This window comes from Streptomyces griseorubiginosus (assembly GCF_036345115.1).
In the GTDB taxonomy this organism is placed as follows: Bacteria; Actinomycetota; Actinomycetes; order Streptomycetales; family Streptomycetaceae; genus Streptomyces; species Streptomyces griseorubiginosus_C.
In genome coordinates this window covers 2,754,774-2,769,840 of sequence record NZ_CP107766.1, presented here as the reverse complement: position 1 = coordinate 2,769,840, position 15,067 = coordinate 2,754,774, and the positions used below count along the sequence as shown (strand labels likewise).

Below are 15,067 nucleotides of genomic sequence, written 5' to 3'. Positions count from 1 at the left end.
GCCCCGGGGGTCAGCCCTCCTGCTCCTCCATGAGCGCGAGCATCTGCTCGGCTTCGGCACGACGGGCCTGTGCCGTTGCGTCGTCGGCGTCGCGACGCAACCGTGCCGTCCCGTCGTCCTCCCCACCGGCACCCCCGTCCCCGTCCCCGTTCCCGGCCCCGTAAGCAGCCAACACCGCCCGCGCGCGGGCCGCTGCCTCCGCCGGGCGGCTCAGGTCCGCCGCCAGCCAGCCGGCCGCGAGTTCCGCGCCGGTGCGGGCGTCCAGGGCGGCGTCGCCGAGCGAGGCGAACAGCACGATCGACTCGGCCACCTGGTCGAGCGCCTCCTCCAGGACCGCCTGGATCGCCTCGTCCTCGGCCTCCTCGGGCACGGAACGGGCCAGCAGGTCACTGAACTGCCGGTGGGTGTGCCCGAGTTCGCCGACCAGCCGGAGCCGTGCCTCCTCGTCGGTGTCGGCGGCGCCCAGCGCGGCCTCGCCCTCCCGGACCGCCTCCGCCATCAACTCCCGTGCCGTGTCCGCCCCGTCCTCGGCCCGCAGCGCGAGCCACGCACGGGCCCGCAGGGAGCGGATCAGGCCGTGCACATTGCCGAGCTCGCGCCACAGGCCACCCGCGCGCGCGTATGCCCGGTCCGCCTCGGCCGGCAGGCCCGCGGCACCGAGGGACTCGGCGGCGAGATGGGCGAGCGTCGCGTGGTCGTGCTGCTCGGGCCAGTGCCGGGCGGTCTCGGCGGCCTGGAGACGCCGTTCGGCCGCCTCCCGGTGCTCACCCAGCTCGCTCAGGCAGTCGCCGAGCCACCACTGCGTCTGGACGACCACCCCGTCGCCGTGTGTCTCGGCGCTCAGGTCGGGCAGTGCCGACTCCAGGACCTCCGCCGCCTCGGCCCACCGCTCGAGCCGCACCAGGTAGCCGCCCAGCTGGTGCCGGGCCCAGGCTCCGAGGGTGGGGCCCTCTCCGGCCTCGTCGGCCCAGTGCGCGGCCTCCAGGGCGTGCTCGGCGGCCTCCTCGGCGAGTCCCCGGCCCCCGACGACCTCGGCGAGCTGGAGCCGCAGCTGGGCCTGTCCCACCGGCTCCAGATGCGGCCCGCCGTGCTCCAGGGCCGCGCGCAGTGCCCGCTCGGTCCCGGCCAGGTCGCCCAGGTGGTGGAGCAGCCCGGCCAGCCGGGCCTCGTACTCCACCGCGAACCACGGCAGACCCGCGTCCACGAATCCCGCCGCGGCCCGTGCGAACAGCTCGGCGGCCGCCTCCACGTCCCCGGCCCGCGCGGCCAGCTCCGCCAGCATCGCCCGCGCCTCGGCCACGCGGGCGGCGAGCCGTACGTCGTCCCCGGTGCGCCCGTCCACGAGGGCGAGGACCTCCCGCACGGCCCCCTCGGCCTCGGAGCGGGCCTCGTCCTCCCCGGTCTCCTGCACCCTGCGCATCAGGATCCGTGCCCGGGACATCACCACCGACACGGTCTGCCGTACGCCGGTGCCGTCCGCCGCGTAGAGCGCGAGGATCTCGTCGTACGGTCCGGCGACGGCAGTGAGGGCTTCGTCCACCTCGCCGGCCAGCGCCCGTACGTACGCGGCACGCGCATGTGCGGCGAGTGCCTCGCCGGGGTCGCCCGCCCGCGCGTACAGCTCGGCGGCCCGCTCGAACAGTTCCACCCCCTCGGCGCCCCGGTCCATCGCCTCGTGGTCGGCTATCTCCGCGCGGTCGCGCGGGTCCAGCTCGACGCCCTGTGCGGCCCGCGCGACCGCCGCCCACGCCTCCACGGCGTTCGGCTGGAGGGTGTCGGACAACCGCCGGGCCTCGGCGATCAGCGCGGGGAGTTCGGGCTCCTGGGCGGCCACGGGGGCCGGGGGCGCCACCGGGGGAGCGGTGACCGTGCGGACCGCCCGCACCCCGAGCGGCAGGCGTTCCACCAGCGGCCGCTGTGCCATCCGCGCGCGTGCCCGCTCGCTGACATGCGTCGTGCCGTTGCGCTCGTCGAAGCGGGCGGCCAGCGCCAGGGCCTCCTCGCGCGCGTGGGCGGCGAGTTCCGCGGCTGTCCAGGACCGGCCCGACGGCCCCGGCACCGGCCGGTCGGCCGGACCGAGCTCGACCAGACGGTCCATGAGCAGCGTCACCACGACCATGAAGTCCAGCCTGCTGCGCGGATGACCGTCGTCCGTGAAGTACGCGGGACGCTCCGCGAGCAGCTCCAGGCCCCGCGCCTCGTTGCCGCTGAGCGCGCAGAACTCCACGTGGTCGGCGTAGGCGCCCCGCATGCTCTCCATGGACCGCACGAGCCGGAAGCCCCGCAGGTGGTTGGCGCGCGCCTCCTCCAGGCGCCCCAGCCGCAGCAGCGGCAGCAGCGAGGAGGCGAGGGCCGCGTGCGGCTCATGGGCGCAGGTGAACTCGCCCGCCAGGACCGGTGCCCACAGCTCCAGCGCCTCCTCGTCGCTCCCGCGCTGCGACTGCCACCAGCCCTGTTCGTGCAGCTCGCAGGCGTGGCAGTCGGCCATGCCGTCCCGGTCCGCGGCCAGCCACGCGGCGTACGCGCGCTCGGCCCGCGCCACGTCCCCGATGTGCGCGGCCACGCTGTACTCGGCGCTGCGCACGGCCCGTTCGGAGTGTCCCGCCAGCCGGTAGCGGTGCTCCATCTCGCCGAGCCACTTCTCCATGGCGGACAGCGGGATGTGCGGCTGGTCGAGCATGCCGGCCGTCATCCACTTGAAGACCCAGTGCAGCGAGTGCGTCTCGTACTCGTCGAAGTCCTCGGGGCGCTCGTCCCACATGCGCAGCAGCCGCGCGAAGGGCACGAACATCTTGGCCTTCTCGGAGCTGTAGTTGTAGACCTTCAGCTGGTGTCCGAGCGCCTCGATCACCGCGAGCGGGACGTTCAGCTTCTCGGCCTCGGCGAGCAGCTGCTCCGCGCGCGCGTTGCGGGCCGGGCCCTCCGGCTCCTCGGAGTTCTCCGCCATCGCCCGGCGCAGCGCGTCGAGGTCGGTGATCCCGCCGAGTCCGTCGATCCCGCTCATCAGGGGCCCTCCTCGCCGTTCGTGGCCCACTCCAGGAGGCCGATGAAGGCCCGGTTCAGCAGCGCCGAGTCCGCGGGCCTGAGCGGGCGCTGGGCCATCAGCAGCGCCTGCCCGTACAGGGACTCGGTGGCGGTGCCGATCAGTTCCGGATCGCCGAGCGAACCGATCCGCCGTACCAGGGGGTTGAGATGGTTCAGCACGAGACGCGCGCGCGGGGCGCTCCCGCGCAGCGAGCCGAGGATGCCCGCCCACAGGTCGTCGGCCTGCTCCTCGGCGTCCGCCCGCGCCTGCTCGTGCCGGGTGTCCCGGTCGTCCAGGTGCAGCGCGGGCACGGACAGCGGCCGGAAGGCGCGCAGGACGACATCGCAGCCCAGCGGGTCGAGCCTGGCCCGCGCGGCGGCGAGGAAACCGGACAGCGCCAGTTCCTCCACCGGGTCGACCAGGTCCATGTGGGCGGTGACGGTGTCCGCGTCCAGCTCGGTGACGACCGTCCCCGGCCGCACCGAGGGCAGCGCCTCGACCAGGTCACTGTCGTACGTGTAACCGCCGTTGACCACCCCGACGCCCTGCGCGGAGGCGATCGGCGCGACCTGCCGGTACTCCTCGACGGTCCGCGTGAAGTGGACCACCGGGTGCCGTTGGGCGAACTCCTCCAGGGACAGCCGTCCGTCGGTCGTCTCGAACGGCAGCCAGGGCAGCATCGTGCGCAGCATCTCCCGGTCGTGCCGCGCGAGCGACTTCACGCCCAGGTGGTGCACGGACAGGAAGGCCGCGAGCCGCTCCGGGTCCCCGGCGGCCAGGCCCGTCAGCCAGGACCGGATCCGTTCGCCGAGCGCGTCCCGCACGGCGGCCAGCGTCTCGTCCTCGTACAGCGACTCGCGCGAGGCCGTGGGCCGCAGGCTGTCGGTGTCCAGGACGCAGCGCACGAAGAACGCCCAGTCCGGCAGCAGCTGTTCGGCCCGCTCGGTCAGCAGCATGCCCTTGAGGTGCACGCGGTGGGTGGCCCGCTGGGCAGGGCTGACGGCGGAGGGAAGGACGTACGCGACGCCCCGGACCCCGGCCAGCGGAACGTTCAGCTCGATCGAGTCCAGCGGGGTGAAGCCGAACAGGTCGTGGCAGTGCCGGGCCAGCGCCACCCTGCGGTTGGCCGGGGAGGGGTACGGGCGGTCCCAGGGCGCGGGCAGATCGGTGACCGCCTCCTCGCCGACCCGGACGTCGTACGGCAGCCGCGAGCCGAAGTCCCGTGCGAGCTGGAGGACGCGCCCGGGCGCGAGCCACTCGCCGGCGCCCGCGCGGGCGACCAGGTACACGGTCGTCCCCGGCTCCGGACGGGCGTCCGGGGGCAGCGTCCGTACCCGGTACGAACCGTCGTCGCTCGCCGTCCACTCCACGGGCGGGGCGTCCGGCGTACGGGCGCTGCGGCTGACCACACGGATCCGCTCGGCGACCACGAAACAGGCGAGCAGACCGATGCCGAACTGCCCGAGGAAGTCCGAGCGCGCCTCCTGAAGTCCCTCGGCCCGCTTGGAACTGCGCCCGATGGTGGCCAGCAGACTGTGCACGTCCGCCTCGGTGAGCCCGACCCCGGAGTCCTCGACCCGCAGGGCGCCCTCCTCGGCGTACAGCCGCACTCTGGCCGGGGCGTCCGGCTGCTCGGCCCGCCGGGCCGTGATGGCGTCCACCGCGTTCTGGAGCAGCTCGCGCAGGTAGACCTTGGGGCTGGAGTAGAGGTGATGGGAGAGGAGGTCCACCAGACCGCGCAGGTCGACCTGGAACGTATGAGGCTGCTGAGGTACCTGGGGTGTCTGTGAGGTCTGGGAATCCATCGTCGCAGCGCCGGTGGGGGGAACGTTCGGGCGGCGCGGGGTCGGGCGGTCCCGGGTGGGGCGGTGACCGCGGGGGATGGCCGGAGCGCGTCATCCTAAGCCCCAACCAGCCGCCTGACCAGGGGTTTCCCAGGACGTATACGGCAATGTCAGTGGCGTGGTGTGCAATGGATCTCGTGCCCGCACTGGAAGAACCACTGAAGAAGGTGCTCGGCCCCGCCACCGCGAAGGTGATGGCCGAGCACCTCGGCCTGCACTCCGTCGGCGACCTCCTGCACCACTACCCGCGCAGATACGAGGAGCGGGGGCAGCTGACCCACCTCGCCGACCTCCCCCTGGACGAACACGTCACCGTGGTCGCCCAGGTCGCCGACGCCCGCCTGCACAGCTTCGCCTCCGCCAAGGCGCCGCGCGGCAAGGGCCAGCGTCTGGAGGTCACCATCACGGACGGCAGTGGCCGCCTCCAACTGGTCTTCTTCGGCAGCGGCGTCCACAAGCCCCACAAGGAACTCCTGCCGGGCACCCGCGCGATGTTCGCCGGCAAGGTCTCCCTGTTCAACCGCCGCCTCCAACTGGCCCACCCGGCCTACGAGTTGCTGCGCGGCGACGCCGAGGAATCCGTCGAGACCTGGGCCGGCGCCCTGATCCCCATCTACCCCGCCACCGCCAAACTGGAGTCCTGGAAGATCGGCAAGGCGATCCAGACCGTCCTGCCCAGTGCCCAGGAGGCGCTCGACCCACTCCCGGAGTCCCTGCGCGAGGGCCGGGGCCTGGTCACCCTCCCCGAAGCCCTCCTCAAGATCCACCGCCCGCACACCAAGGCCGACATCGCCGACGCCCACGCCCGCCTCAAGTGGGACGAGGCCTTCGTCCTCCAGGTGGCCCTGGCCCGCCGCCGCCACGCGGACGCCCAACTCCCGGCGGTCCCGCGCAAACCCGCTCCGGACGGCCTCCTCGCCGCCTTCGACGACCGCCTGCCCTTCACCCTCACCGACGGCCAGCAGAAGGTCTCCAAGGAGATCTTCGACGACCTGGCCACGGACCACCCGATGCACCGGCTTCTCCAGGGAGAGGTCGGCAGCGGAAAGACGATGGTGGCGCTGCGCGCCATGCTCGCCGTCGTCGACGCGGGTGGGCAGGCCGCCATGCTCGCGCCCACCGAAGTGCTCGCCCAGCAGCACCACCGTTCCGTCGTCGAGATGATGGGGGAGCTCGCCGAGGGCGGCATGCTGGGCGGGGCCGAGCACGCCACCAAGGTCGTGCTGCTCACCGGGTCCATGGGGACGGCCGCGCGCCGGCAGGCGATGCTGGACCTGGTCACCGGCGAGGCGGGGATCGTGATCGGCACGCACGCGCTGATCGAGGACAAGGTGCAGTTCCATGACCTGGGCCTGGTCGTGGTCGACGAACAGCACCGGTTCGGGGTCGAACAGCGGGACGCCCTGCGCGGCAAGGGCAAACAACCGCCCCACCTCCTCGTCATGACGGCCACCCCTATCCCGCGCACCGTCGCGATGACGGTCTTCGGCGACCTGGAGACCTCCGTCCTGGACCAGCTCCCGGCCGGCCGCTCCCCGATCGCCAGCCATGTCGTCCCCGCCGCCGACAAGCCCCACTTCCTGAGCCGCGCCTGGGAGCGGGTCCGCGAGGAGGTCGAGAACGGCCACCAGGCCTACGTCGTCTGCCCCCGCATCGGCGACGAGGAGGACGACCCCAAGAAGGCCAGGAAATCCGCGGAGGACGAGGCCGAGAAGCGCCCCCCGCTCGCGGTCCTGGAGATCGCGGACCAGCTCAGCAAGGGCCCGCTGCGAGGTCTCGCGGTCGAGGTCCTGCACGGCCGTATGCACCCCGACGACAAGGACGCGGTCATGCGCCGCTTCGCGGCCGGCGAGACCCACGTCCTCGTCGCCACCACGGTCATCGAGGTCGGCGTCAACGTCCCCAACGCCACCGCGATGGTCATCATGGACGCCGACCGCTTCGGCGTCTCCCAGCTCCACCAGTTGCGCGGCCGCGTCGGCCGGGGCTCGGCGGCGGGCCTGTGCCTCCTGGTCACGGAGATGCCGGAGGCCAGCCCGGCCCGCCAGCGCCTGAACGCGGTCGCCTCGACCCTGGACGGCTTCGAGCTCTCCCGCATCGACCTGGAACAGCGCAGGGAGGGCGACGTCCTGGGCCAGGCCCAGTCGGGCGCCCGCACCTCGCTCAGGGTGCTCGCCGTGATCGAGGACGAGGAGATCATCGCGGAGGCGAGGGAGGAGGCGACGGCGGTGGTGGAGGCGGACCCGGAGCTGACGGCCCTGCCCGGCCTGCGCACGGCCCTGGACGCGCTCCTGGACGAGGAGAGGGAGCAGTACCTGGAGAAGGGCTGAGAAACTGGACCCGTAACCGCCCCCGAACAAGGACCGAAGATGACGCGCGTGATCGCGGGCAGGGCCGGCGGACGCCGCCTGGCCGTCCCGCCGGGAAACGGCACCCGTCCGACCTCCGACCGCGCCCGCGAAGGTCTCCTCTCCACCTGGCAGTCCCTGCTCGGCGGGCCCCTGTCCGGTGAACGGGTCCTCGACCTCTACGCCGGGTCGGGCGCCGTCGGCCTCGAAGCCCTCTCCCGCGGCGCGAGCCACACCCTCCTGGTCGAGGCCGACGCGCGAGCCGCCCGCACGATCCGGGAGAACGTCAAAAGCCTCGGCCTCCCCGGCGCCGAGGTACGGGCGGGCAAAGCGGAACAGATCATTCAACAACCGGCGCCGGCACAGCCGTACGACATCGTCTTCCTCGACCCGCCCTACCGAGTCACAGATCACGATCTTCGGGAGATACTCCTCACACTCCGCGCCGAACACTGGCTAGCGCCCGAGGCCCTGGTCACCGTGGAGCGCAGTACCAGAGGGGGCGAATTCGTCTGGCCGCCCGGTTTCGAGGCGGTCAAGGCCCGTCGCTACGGCGAGGGAACGTTTTGGTACGGTCGCGCCGCCATGGGCGACAACGCCTCTACGTGCGAAGACGCACGATGACCGGACCGGAGAGCGAGGGATCTCAAGTGCGCCGCGCCGTCTGTCCCGGGTCGTTCGACCCGATCACCAACGGACATCTCGACATCATCTCCCGCGCCTCCAGGCTGTACGACGAGGTCTACGTCGCGGTGATGATCAACAAGTCCAAGAAGGGGCTCTTCGAGATCGACGAGCGGATCGACCTGATCCGCGAGGTCACCGCCGAGTACGGCAACGTGATCGTGGAGGCGTTCCACGGCCTCCTCGTCGACTACTGCAAGGAGCGCGACATCCCGGCCATCGTCAAGGGCCTGCGCGCGGTCAGCGACTTCGACTACGAGCTCCAGATGGCCCAGATGAACAACGGCCTCAGCGGTGTCGAGACCCTCTTCGTGCCCACCAACCCCACCTACAGCTTCCTGTCCTCCTCGCTCGTCAAGGAGGTCGCGACCTGGGGCGGAGACGTCTCCCACCTGGTACCCCCGAGGGTCCTGGAAGCGCTGAACGAGCGCCTCCGCAAAGGCTGATGGGGCTACAGTCGTCCCGTCCGTCTCCAACACAGCTGTAGAGAGTGGCGAGTACAGGTGGACGTGCAGAAGAAGCTCGACGAGATCGTGGCCACGGTCTCCGGCGCCCGGTCGATGCCGATGTCGGCCTCGGTGATGGTCAACCGTGCCGAACTGCTCGCGCTGCTGGAGGAGGTGCGCCAGGCCCTGCCCGGTTCCCTCGCGCAGGCCCAGGAGCTGATCGGCGACCGCGAGCAGATGGTCGAGCAGGCCCGCCAGGAGGCCGAGCGGATCATCGGGCAGGCACACGCCGAACGCGGCTCGCTGATCTCCGACACCGAGGTCGCCCGCCGCTCCCAGGCCGAGGCCGACCGGATCCTGGAGGAGGCCCGCCGGGAGGCCGAGGAGGTCCGCGCCGAGGCCGACGACTACGTCGACTCCAAGCTCGCCAACTTCGAGGTCGTCCTCACCAAGACCCTCGGCTCGGTCGGCCGCGGCCGCGAGAAGCTCCTCGGCACCGGTCCCGGCCTTGACGAGAACGGCTACGAGGACGAGGACGCCCCCGAGCGCAGCCACGACCCCGAGACCCTGCGCAAGGACGCCGACTCCTACGTCGACGCCAAGCTCGGCGCCTTCGAGGCGGTCCTCGCCAAGACCCTGGAGGCGGTCGGCCGCGGCCGGCAGAAGCTGCACGGCCGTATCGCCACGGACGACCTCGGCGCTCTCGCCGACGACCTGTCCACCGTCCAGCACTCCAGCGACGCCGACTACCTGGCCGACCTCGCCGCCCTCGCCGAGCGCGACAGCCAGGCAGTGGCCCAGGCGGCGGCCGCCGCGGCCGAGCAGCAGGACTATGCCCAGCAGGCGGCGTACGGCTACCAGCAGCAGAGCGAGGCCTACGCGGGCTACCAGCAGCAGCCCGATCCGTACGCCCAGCAGGACCCGTACGGCTACCAGCAGGCCGATCCGTACGCCTACCAGGGCTACGACCAGCAGCAGCCGGCCTACGACCCGAACCAGGCCCAGCAGCCCCAGCAGGCCCACCAGTCCTACGCCCTGGACGAGACCAGCCTCTTCGACACCGGCATGATCACGCCGGAGCAGCTGAGGGCGTACGAGCAGGGCCGCGGCCAGTGACGAACCCGTGAGGGACCACCGGATTGGGCCGTGAGCGAAAGGTCCAGTATCCTGGCTCTTCGGTCGCGCGTACGTCCGCGATCAACGCTGCCCGGGAACACCGAAGGGCGGCGTCCCTCTGAGCTCGAAGATCGAAAGCAGGAATGGCTCCCAACGCTCGCCTCGACCACCGCAACCCTCTTGTGTTCGACACACACGAGCTGGGGCGGCGTCCTGGCGCGCTGCAGCGCCTGACCCGCGAGATCGACGCCCCCAAGGATCTCGGGATCCAGGGAGTGATCGGAGTGCCGGAAGGCGCCCCGGTCGAGCTCGAACTCCGCCTCGAGTCGGTCATGGAAGGGGTGCTTGTCACAGGCACCGCCCGTGCACAGGCGAAGGGGGAGTGCGTAAGGTGTCTGGAGCCGCTGGAGCTTGCGCTCGAAGCGGACTTCCAGGAGATGTTCTCGTACCCTGACGCCGACGACCGGGGCCGCGTGAAGGCGGAGCCGGCCGACGACGCCGAGGAAGACGAGGACAGGCTCTTCATCGAGGACGGCTTGTTCGACCTCGAACCCGTGCTGCGTGATGCGGTGGTGCTCGCACTGCCGATGCAGCCGGTGTGCCAGGACGACTGTCTGGGCCTGTGCTCCGAGTGCGGGGCGCGGCTCACGGACGACCCGGACCACCACCATGATGCCGTCGACATTCGTTGGGCGGCTTTGCAGGGACTCGCCGGTTCACTCGGAGACGGCGAGAAGGACGAGATCAGCGGCGCTGACGCGGAAGCGGGCGTCGACGAGAAGCAGGAGAAGTAGCCGTGGCTGTTCCGAAGCGGAAGATGTCGCGCAGCAACACGCGCCACCGCCGGTCGCAGTGGAAGGCTGCGGTCCCCACCCTGGTTGCGTGCGAGCGCTGCCACGAGCCCAAGCTGCAGCACATCGCGTGCCCCGCTTGTGGCACCTACAACAAGCGCCAGGTCCTCGAGGTCTGAGCGGCTGGTGAGAGGCACTGTGTCCACTCCGAAGAAGAACTCGGGCGACAACCAGGCCTCGTCCCACACGCTGTTGGAAGGGCGGCTCGGGTACAAACTCGAGTCCGCCCTTCTGGTGCGTGCGCTGACCCACCGGTCCTACGCGTACGAGAACGGCGGTCTGCCGACCAATGAGCGCCTGGAGTTCCTCGGGGACTCCGTGCTGGGGCTCGTGGTCACGGACACGCTGTACACCACCCACCCCGACCTGCCCGAAGGCCAGTTGGCCAAGTTGCGGGCCGCGGTGGTCAACTCGCGCGCGCTGGCGGAGGTCGGCCGTGGGCTCGACCTGGGTTCCTTCATCCGGCTCGGCCGTGGTGAAGAGGGCACAGGCGGCCGGGACAAGGCGTCCATCCTCGCCGACACCCTGGAAGCGGTGATCGGCGCGGTCTATCTCGACCAGGGTCTCGATGCGGCGAGCGAGCTCGTCCACCGGCTCTTCGACCCGTTGATCGAGAAGTCCTCCAACCTCGGAGCCGGCCTGGACTGGAAGACCAGTCTCCAGGAGCTCACCGCGACCGAAGGACTCGGCGTGCCCGAGTACCTGGTCACGGAGACCGGCCCCGACCACGAGAAGACCTTCACTGCTGCCGCCCGCGTCGGAGGCGTCTCGTACGGCACCGGCACCGGCCGCAGCAAGAAGGAGGCGGAGCAGCAGGCCGCGGAATCCGCCTGGAGGTCCATCCGGGCCGCCGCGGACGAGCGCGCCAAGGCGGCGGCGGCGAAGGCTGCCGAAGTCGCCGAAGCCGTCGAAGCCTCCGAGGACGACGACGAGGGTCCGTCGTCCGTCTCCGCCTGACGCCTGGAAACAGCGCGTCGGACGTCTGGAAGCAGAGCGTCCGGCGCCTTGGAAACAGCGCGTCCGGAAGCACAGCGCAGCCGAGCGCCTGTCCCAGCACACCGGGGCGGGCGCTCGGCTCATACACCGGTCCGTGACGGGGGAGCCCCATGCCCGAGTTGCCCGAGGTCGAGGTCGTACGGCGCGGTCTGGAGCGGTGGGTCGCCCACCGGACGGTCGCCGAGGCCGAGGTGCTGCACCCGCGTGCGGTACGGCGCCACCTGGCCGGCGCCGACGACTTCGCGCACCGGCTCAAGGGGCATCGCGTGGGCACCCCGAGCCGGCGCGGCAAGTACCTGTGGCTGCCGCTGGAGGACACGGACCAGTCGGTCCTGGCGCATCTCGGCATGAGCGGTCAGCTGCTGGTGCAGCCGCACGCGGCGCCCGACGAGAAGCACCTCAGGATCCGTGTCAGGTTCGCCGACGAGGTCGACACCGAGCTGCGCTTCGTGGACCAACGCACCTTCGGCGGGCTGTCGTTGCACGACAACACCCCCGACGGGCTGCCCGACGTCATCGCGCACATCGCCCGCGACCCCCTCGACCCGCTCTTCGACGACGAGGCCTTCCACCAGGCCCTGCGCCGCAAGCGCTCCACCATCAAACGGGCCCTGCTGGACCAGTCGTTGATCAGCGGGGTCGGCAACATCTATGCGGACGAGGCCCTTTGGCGCTCCCGCATCCACTACGAGCGCCCGACCGCCGGCTTCACGCGCCCGCGCACGGCCGAACTCCTCGGCCACGTGAGGGACGTGATGAACGCGGCCCTGGAGGTCGGCGGCACCAGCTTCGACAGCCTGTACGTCAACGTGAACGGTGAGTCGGGGTACTTCGACCGGTCCCTCGACGCGTACGGCCGCGAGGGGCTGCCCTGCAAGCGGTGCGGTACGCCGATGCGCCGACGGCCCTGGATGAACCGGTCCAGTTACTTCTGCCCGAGGTGTCAGCGGGCGCCGCGGGTCACGTCGTAGCGTTCGCGGGCGGCCAGGACGTCGTCCATGCGGCCCTCCACGAAGTGGATGAGGCCCAGGAGGCGCTCGGCGAGCTCATGGCCCAGCGGGGTCAGCTCGTAGTCGACCCGGGGCGGGTTGGTGGGCTGGGCCTCGCGGTGCACCAGGCCGTCCCGCTCCAGCGCCTGGAGCGTCTGGGAGAGCATCTTCTCGCTCACGCCGTCGACCCTGCGGCGCAGCTCGTTGAAACGCAGCGAGCCCTGGTACAGGGCGCCCAGCGTGAGCGCGCCCCAGCGGCCCGTCACGTGCTCCAGGGTGCCGCGCGAGGGGCAGGCCTTGGCGAACACGTCGTACGGGAGGTCCTGCGCCTCCAGGGGCTGCTGCGTGGTGTCCATATCACAAGCGTACAGCGCTAACCCACGGGTTGCACTAACCATGAGTTAGTGCAACCCGCAACCCGCAACCCGCAACCCGCAAACCCGCAAGCCGTGTGGTCCGGGGGGCCGACTCCGTCAGTACCCGAAGTCCTGCGTCCACCAGGGGCCGCCGGAGCCGAAGACCACACCCACGCCCAGCGTCTTGAAGTCGCAGTTCAGGATGTTGGCCTTGTGGCCGGGGCTGTTCATCCAGGCTTCCATGACCGCGGCCGGGTCGGACTGGCCGCGGGCGATGTTCTCGCCGCCGAGGCTGGTGATCCCGGCCTGCGCGGCCCGGTCCCAGGGGGAGGCGCCGCTCGGATCGGTGTGGTCGAAGAAGCCCTGGTCGGCCATGGCCTTGCTGAAGTCCGCGGCCAGATCGGCCAGCGCGCTGTTGGCGGAGACCGGGCTGCACCCGACCTTGGCCCGCTCGACGTTCACGAGCTGGAGGACCTCGGCGGCGGCCGCGGCCTCCGTCGAGACCTCCACCGGCGCGGCGGTCTCCTTCTTCGCCGGCTCCTTCTCCTTCTGCGGAGGATTCGGCTTCGGCTTCTTGCTCGGTGTGGTGGCCTCGGGCTTCTTCTCCGTCGGCTTCTCGGTCGGCGCGGCCGTCGAGGTGGACGGGGCCGGCGCGGGGGAGGCGGAGCGCTCGGCGTCGCGGCTCGTGGAGCTGCCGTCCTCGCGGCTCTCGGCGGCGCTGCCCGAGGTGCCGCCCTGCTCGGCGGGCGAGTTGGTGGGCGACCCGGCGGCCTGCACATCGCCGCCGGTGTTGCTGCTGCCACCGATCTTGTAGTTGTCCAGGCCGGGCACCACACCGGTGGCGACCGCGACCGTGCCGATCGCGACGGCCGCGGAGACCCCGAGCAGACCGGTCTTGACCGGTGTCACGAGGTTCCTCTTGCGCCGGCGGTGCGAGCCACCGCGCCGGGGGCCGTCGGCGGGTGTGTAGCCCTCGCCCCGGTACAGCGCGTACTCCTCCTCGGACGCGAACAGGTAGGCGTCACTGCGCGCGTACGGGTCTGGCTCCTGGCTCAGGTAGGTGGTGGTGCCCACCGAGGCGAAGTCGTAGGAGTCCTGCGGGGCGAATTGGTACGAGTCCTGCGGGTCGAAGCCGCTCCTGTGGGAGCTGTACGTCTCTGTGACCCCCGTGGCGCGGCCCGTGGCGGCGCGGCCGGCGGCGGAGCGTCGGTGGCGTCCCATGTCCTTGCCTTCCTCGTCTGTTCTTGAGGTCGACGCGTCCCCCCGGTCAACCAAAGTCACAAAACCCACACGATCGAGTGAGTTTCGTATGAGATTCATTGGCAGCGGACAGTACCGCATGGCGCCAGAGGAAGGAGTGTCCGGAGAGACATTGGCCGGTTAGGTTGCACCCATGAGCGAGGATGTACGACTGGTCGCCTGGGTGCGCGGACGCGTCCAAGGTGTGGGTTTCCGCTGGTTCACCCGGGCCAAGGCCCTCGAGATCGGCGGCCTGAGTGGTTTTGCTCTCAATTTGGACGACGGACGCGTCCAAGTGGTCGCGGAAGGACCGCGCAAGGGCTGCCAAGGACTCCTGGACTGGCTCCTGGGTGACGACACGCCCGGCCGCGTGGACGGCGTCACCGAGATCTGGGACACACCTCGCGGGGGTTACGACGGCTTCGCCATCCGGTGAGCCGTTTCCGTAAAACGGCCCGGGCGGAAGCGGAGGGACCTGCCGCCGGCACCTGCCCGCAGCGGAAAGGTGCTGGTGGTTGCCAAGAAGCGTGTGCCGTGGCAGGCTCCGCACCTAAGATTGATCGCCACGCCCCGGGGGTCCCGAGGAAGCCGTCGCGCCGCCGTTCCAGGCCGCGCCGGAGCGGGTTGCCCACCAATACGGGGCGTGATCGTGTTGACCGTCAAACTTTTTGGTGAGACGCTGAAAGCACCCCGCGCACCTTAGCTGTTTGGCATGGTTGAACGGCACCACGAACTCAAAAGTGTCAAGCACCGCGGGTGCGAATCCCTCACGACCCACACCGCTTCGGTCGGTCACTCAGTGTGGAGGACCATCCATCATGGCAAAGGCGCTTCTCGGTTACGTCGGCGGCTCCGACCCTCGACTCCTCGCCGAGATGCGACGGCTCCAGCAGCGCGTCCAGGACCTGGAATCCGAGCTCGTACGGATCCAGGCCGAGAACGACGCGCTCGCGGCTGCCGCTTCTCACGACAGGATCATGGAGAGCATCGACGCACACCAGGCGGAGCCTGCGCTCACCTGATCGCTGTATCGCTCCACGACAGCTCACGCAGTGGTCGGGCGGCCCGTATCAACCGCTAAGTTGTCAGAGTTTGCAAGGGACGCTTCGGCGTCCCTTCTTTCTTGCCCCCGTGCACCCTTTCACTCTCTTAACGTTTGGTGTGCCCTTCACG

The 15,067-nt window shown here is 71.0% G+C and carries 14 protein-coding genes; 10 read left to right on the top strand and 4 right to left on the bottom strand.

Annotation, left to right across the window (positions count from 1 at the left end; translation table 11 throughout):
• Positions 1 to 10: 10 nt before the first annotated feature.
• Together OHN19_RS12270 and OHN19_RS12265 are read right to left on the bottom strand one after the other, a co-directional pair.
• Complete coding sequence (locus tag OHN19_RS12270) at positions 11 to 3,004, bottom strand: tetratricopeptide repeat protein (RefSeq protein WP_330264234.1); 2,994 nt, start codon at positions 3,002 to 3,004, stop codon at positions 11 to 13.
• Positions 3,004 to 4,830 (bottom strand): HSP90 family protein, encoded by a 1,827-nt coding sequence (locus OHN19_RS12265; RefSeq protein WP_330264233.1) that lies wholly within the window; start codon positions 4,828 to 4,830, stop codon positions 3,004 to 3,006. The genes OHN19_RS12270 and OHN19_RS12265 overlap by 1 nt, the downstream gene beginning before the upstream one ends.
• Before the next feature lie 167 nt (positions 4,831 to 4,997).
• On the opposite strand from OHN19_RS12265, the gene recG reads away from it, so the two are divergent.
• From recG to mutM, 8 genes are all read left to right on the top strand, one after another.
• Complete coding sequence (gene recG / locus OHN19_RS12260; RefSeq protein ID WP_330264232.1) at positions 4,998 to 7,199, top strand: ATP-dependent DNA helicase RecG; 2,202 nt, start codon at positions 4,998 to 5,000, stop codon at positions 7,197 to 7,199.
• A gap of 39 nt (positions 7,200 to 7,238) precedes the next feature.
• Positions 7,239 to 7,841, top strand: coding sequence for a 16S rRNA (guanine(966)-N(2))-methyltransferase RsmD (rsmD, locus tag OHN19_RS12255; RefSeq protein WP_330264231.1), 603 nt, complete (start codon positions 7,239 to 7,241; stop codon positions 7,839 to 7,841).
• Between the two features lie 26 nt (positions 7,842 to 7,867).
• Positions 7,868 to 8,347 (top strand): pantetheine-phosphate adenylyltransferase, encoded by a 480-nt coding sequence (gene coaD / locus OHN19_RS12250; RefSeq protein WP_020138732.1) that lies wholly within the window; start codon positions 7,868 to 7,870, stop codon positions 8,345 to 8,347.
• A gap of 57 nt (positions 8,348 to 8,404) precedes the next feature.
• On the top strand, positions 8,405 to 9,463 hold the full coding sequence (locus OHN19_RS12245; RefSeq protein WP_330264230.1) for a cell division initiation protein: 1,059 nt from the start codon (positions 8,405 to 8,407) through the stop codon (positions 9,461 to 9,463).
• A gap of 143 nt (positions 9,464 to 9,606) precedes the next feature.
• Positions 9,607 to 10,257, top strand: a complete 651-nt coding sequence (locus tag OHN19_RS12240; protein ID WP_330264229.1) for a YceD family protein — start codon at positions 9,607 to 9,609, stop codon at positions 10,255 to 10,257.
• A gap of 2 nt (positions 10,258 to 10,259) precedes the next feature.
• Positions 10,260 to 10,433, top strand: a complete 174-nt coding sequence (gene rpmF, locus OHN19_RS12235; protein ID WP_006139588.1) for a 50S ribosomal protein L32 — start codon at positions 10,260 to 10,262, stop codon at positions 10,431 to 10,433.
• Between the two features lie 19 nt (positions 10,434 to 10,452).
• Positions 10,453 to 11,271, top strand: a complete 819-nt coding sequence (gene rnc, locus OHN19_RS12230) for a ribonuclease III (protein ID WP_330264228.1) — start codon at positions 10,453 to 10,455, stop codon at positions 11,269 to 11,271.
• Between the two features lie 149 nt (positions 11,272 to 11,420).
• On the top strand, positions 11,421 to 12,281 hold the full coding sequence (gene mutM, locus OHN19_RS12225; RefSeq protein WP_330264227.1) for a bifunctional DNA-formamidopyrimidine glycosylase/DNA-(apurinic or apyrimidinic site) lyase: 861 nt from the start codon (positions 11,421 to 11,423) through the stop codon (positions 12,279 to 12,281).
• Here mutM and OHN19_RS12220 read toward each other — a convergent pair.
• Together OHN19_RS12220 and OHN19_RS12215 are read right to left on the bottom strand one after the other, a co-directional pair.
• Positions 12,254 to 12,655, bottom strand: a complete 402-nt coding sequence (locus tag OHN19_RS12220) for a helix-turn-helix domain-containing protein (protein WP_330264226.1) — start codon at positions 12,653 to 12,655, stop codon at positions 12,254 to 12,256. The genes mutM and OHN19_RS12220 overlap by 28 nt on opposite strands.
• 117 nt (positions 12,656 to 12,772) lie before the next feature.
• Positions 12,773 to 13,876, bottom strand: coding sequence for a CAP domain-containing protein (locus OHN19_RS12215; protein ID WP_330264225.1), 1,104 nt, complete (start codon positions 13,874 to 13,876; stop codon positions 12,773 to 12,775).
• A 172-nt stretch (positions 13,877 to 14,048) separates the two neighbouring features.
• Here OHN19_RS12215 and OHN19_RS12210 point away from each other — a divergent pair, with 172 nt between their 5' ends.
• On the top strand, positions 14,049 to 14,330 hold the full coding sequence (locus OHN19_RS12210) for an acylphosphatase (RefSeq protein WP_057616505.1): 282 nt from the start codon (positions 14,049 to 14,051) through the stop codon (positions 14,328 to 14,330).
• A 382-nt stretch (positions 14,331 to 14,712) separates the two neighbouring features.
• A complete protein-coding gene (locus tag OHN19_RS12205) occupies positions 14,713 to 14,916 on the top strand; it encodes a hypothetical protein (protein ID WP_016432419.1) in 204 nt (67 codons plus the stop codon).
• Positions 14,917 to 15,067: the final 151 nt, after the last annotated feature.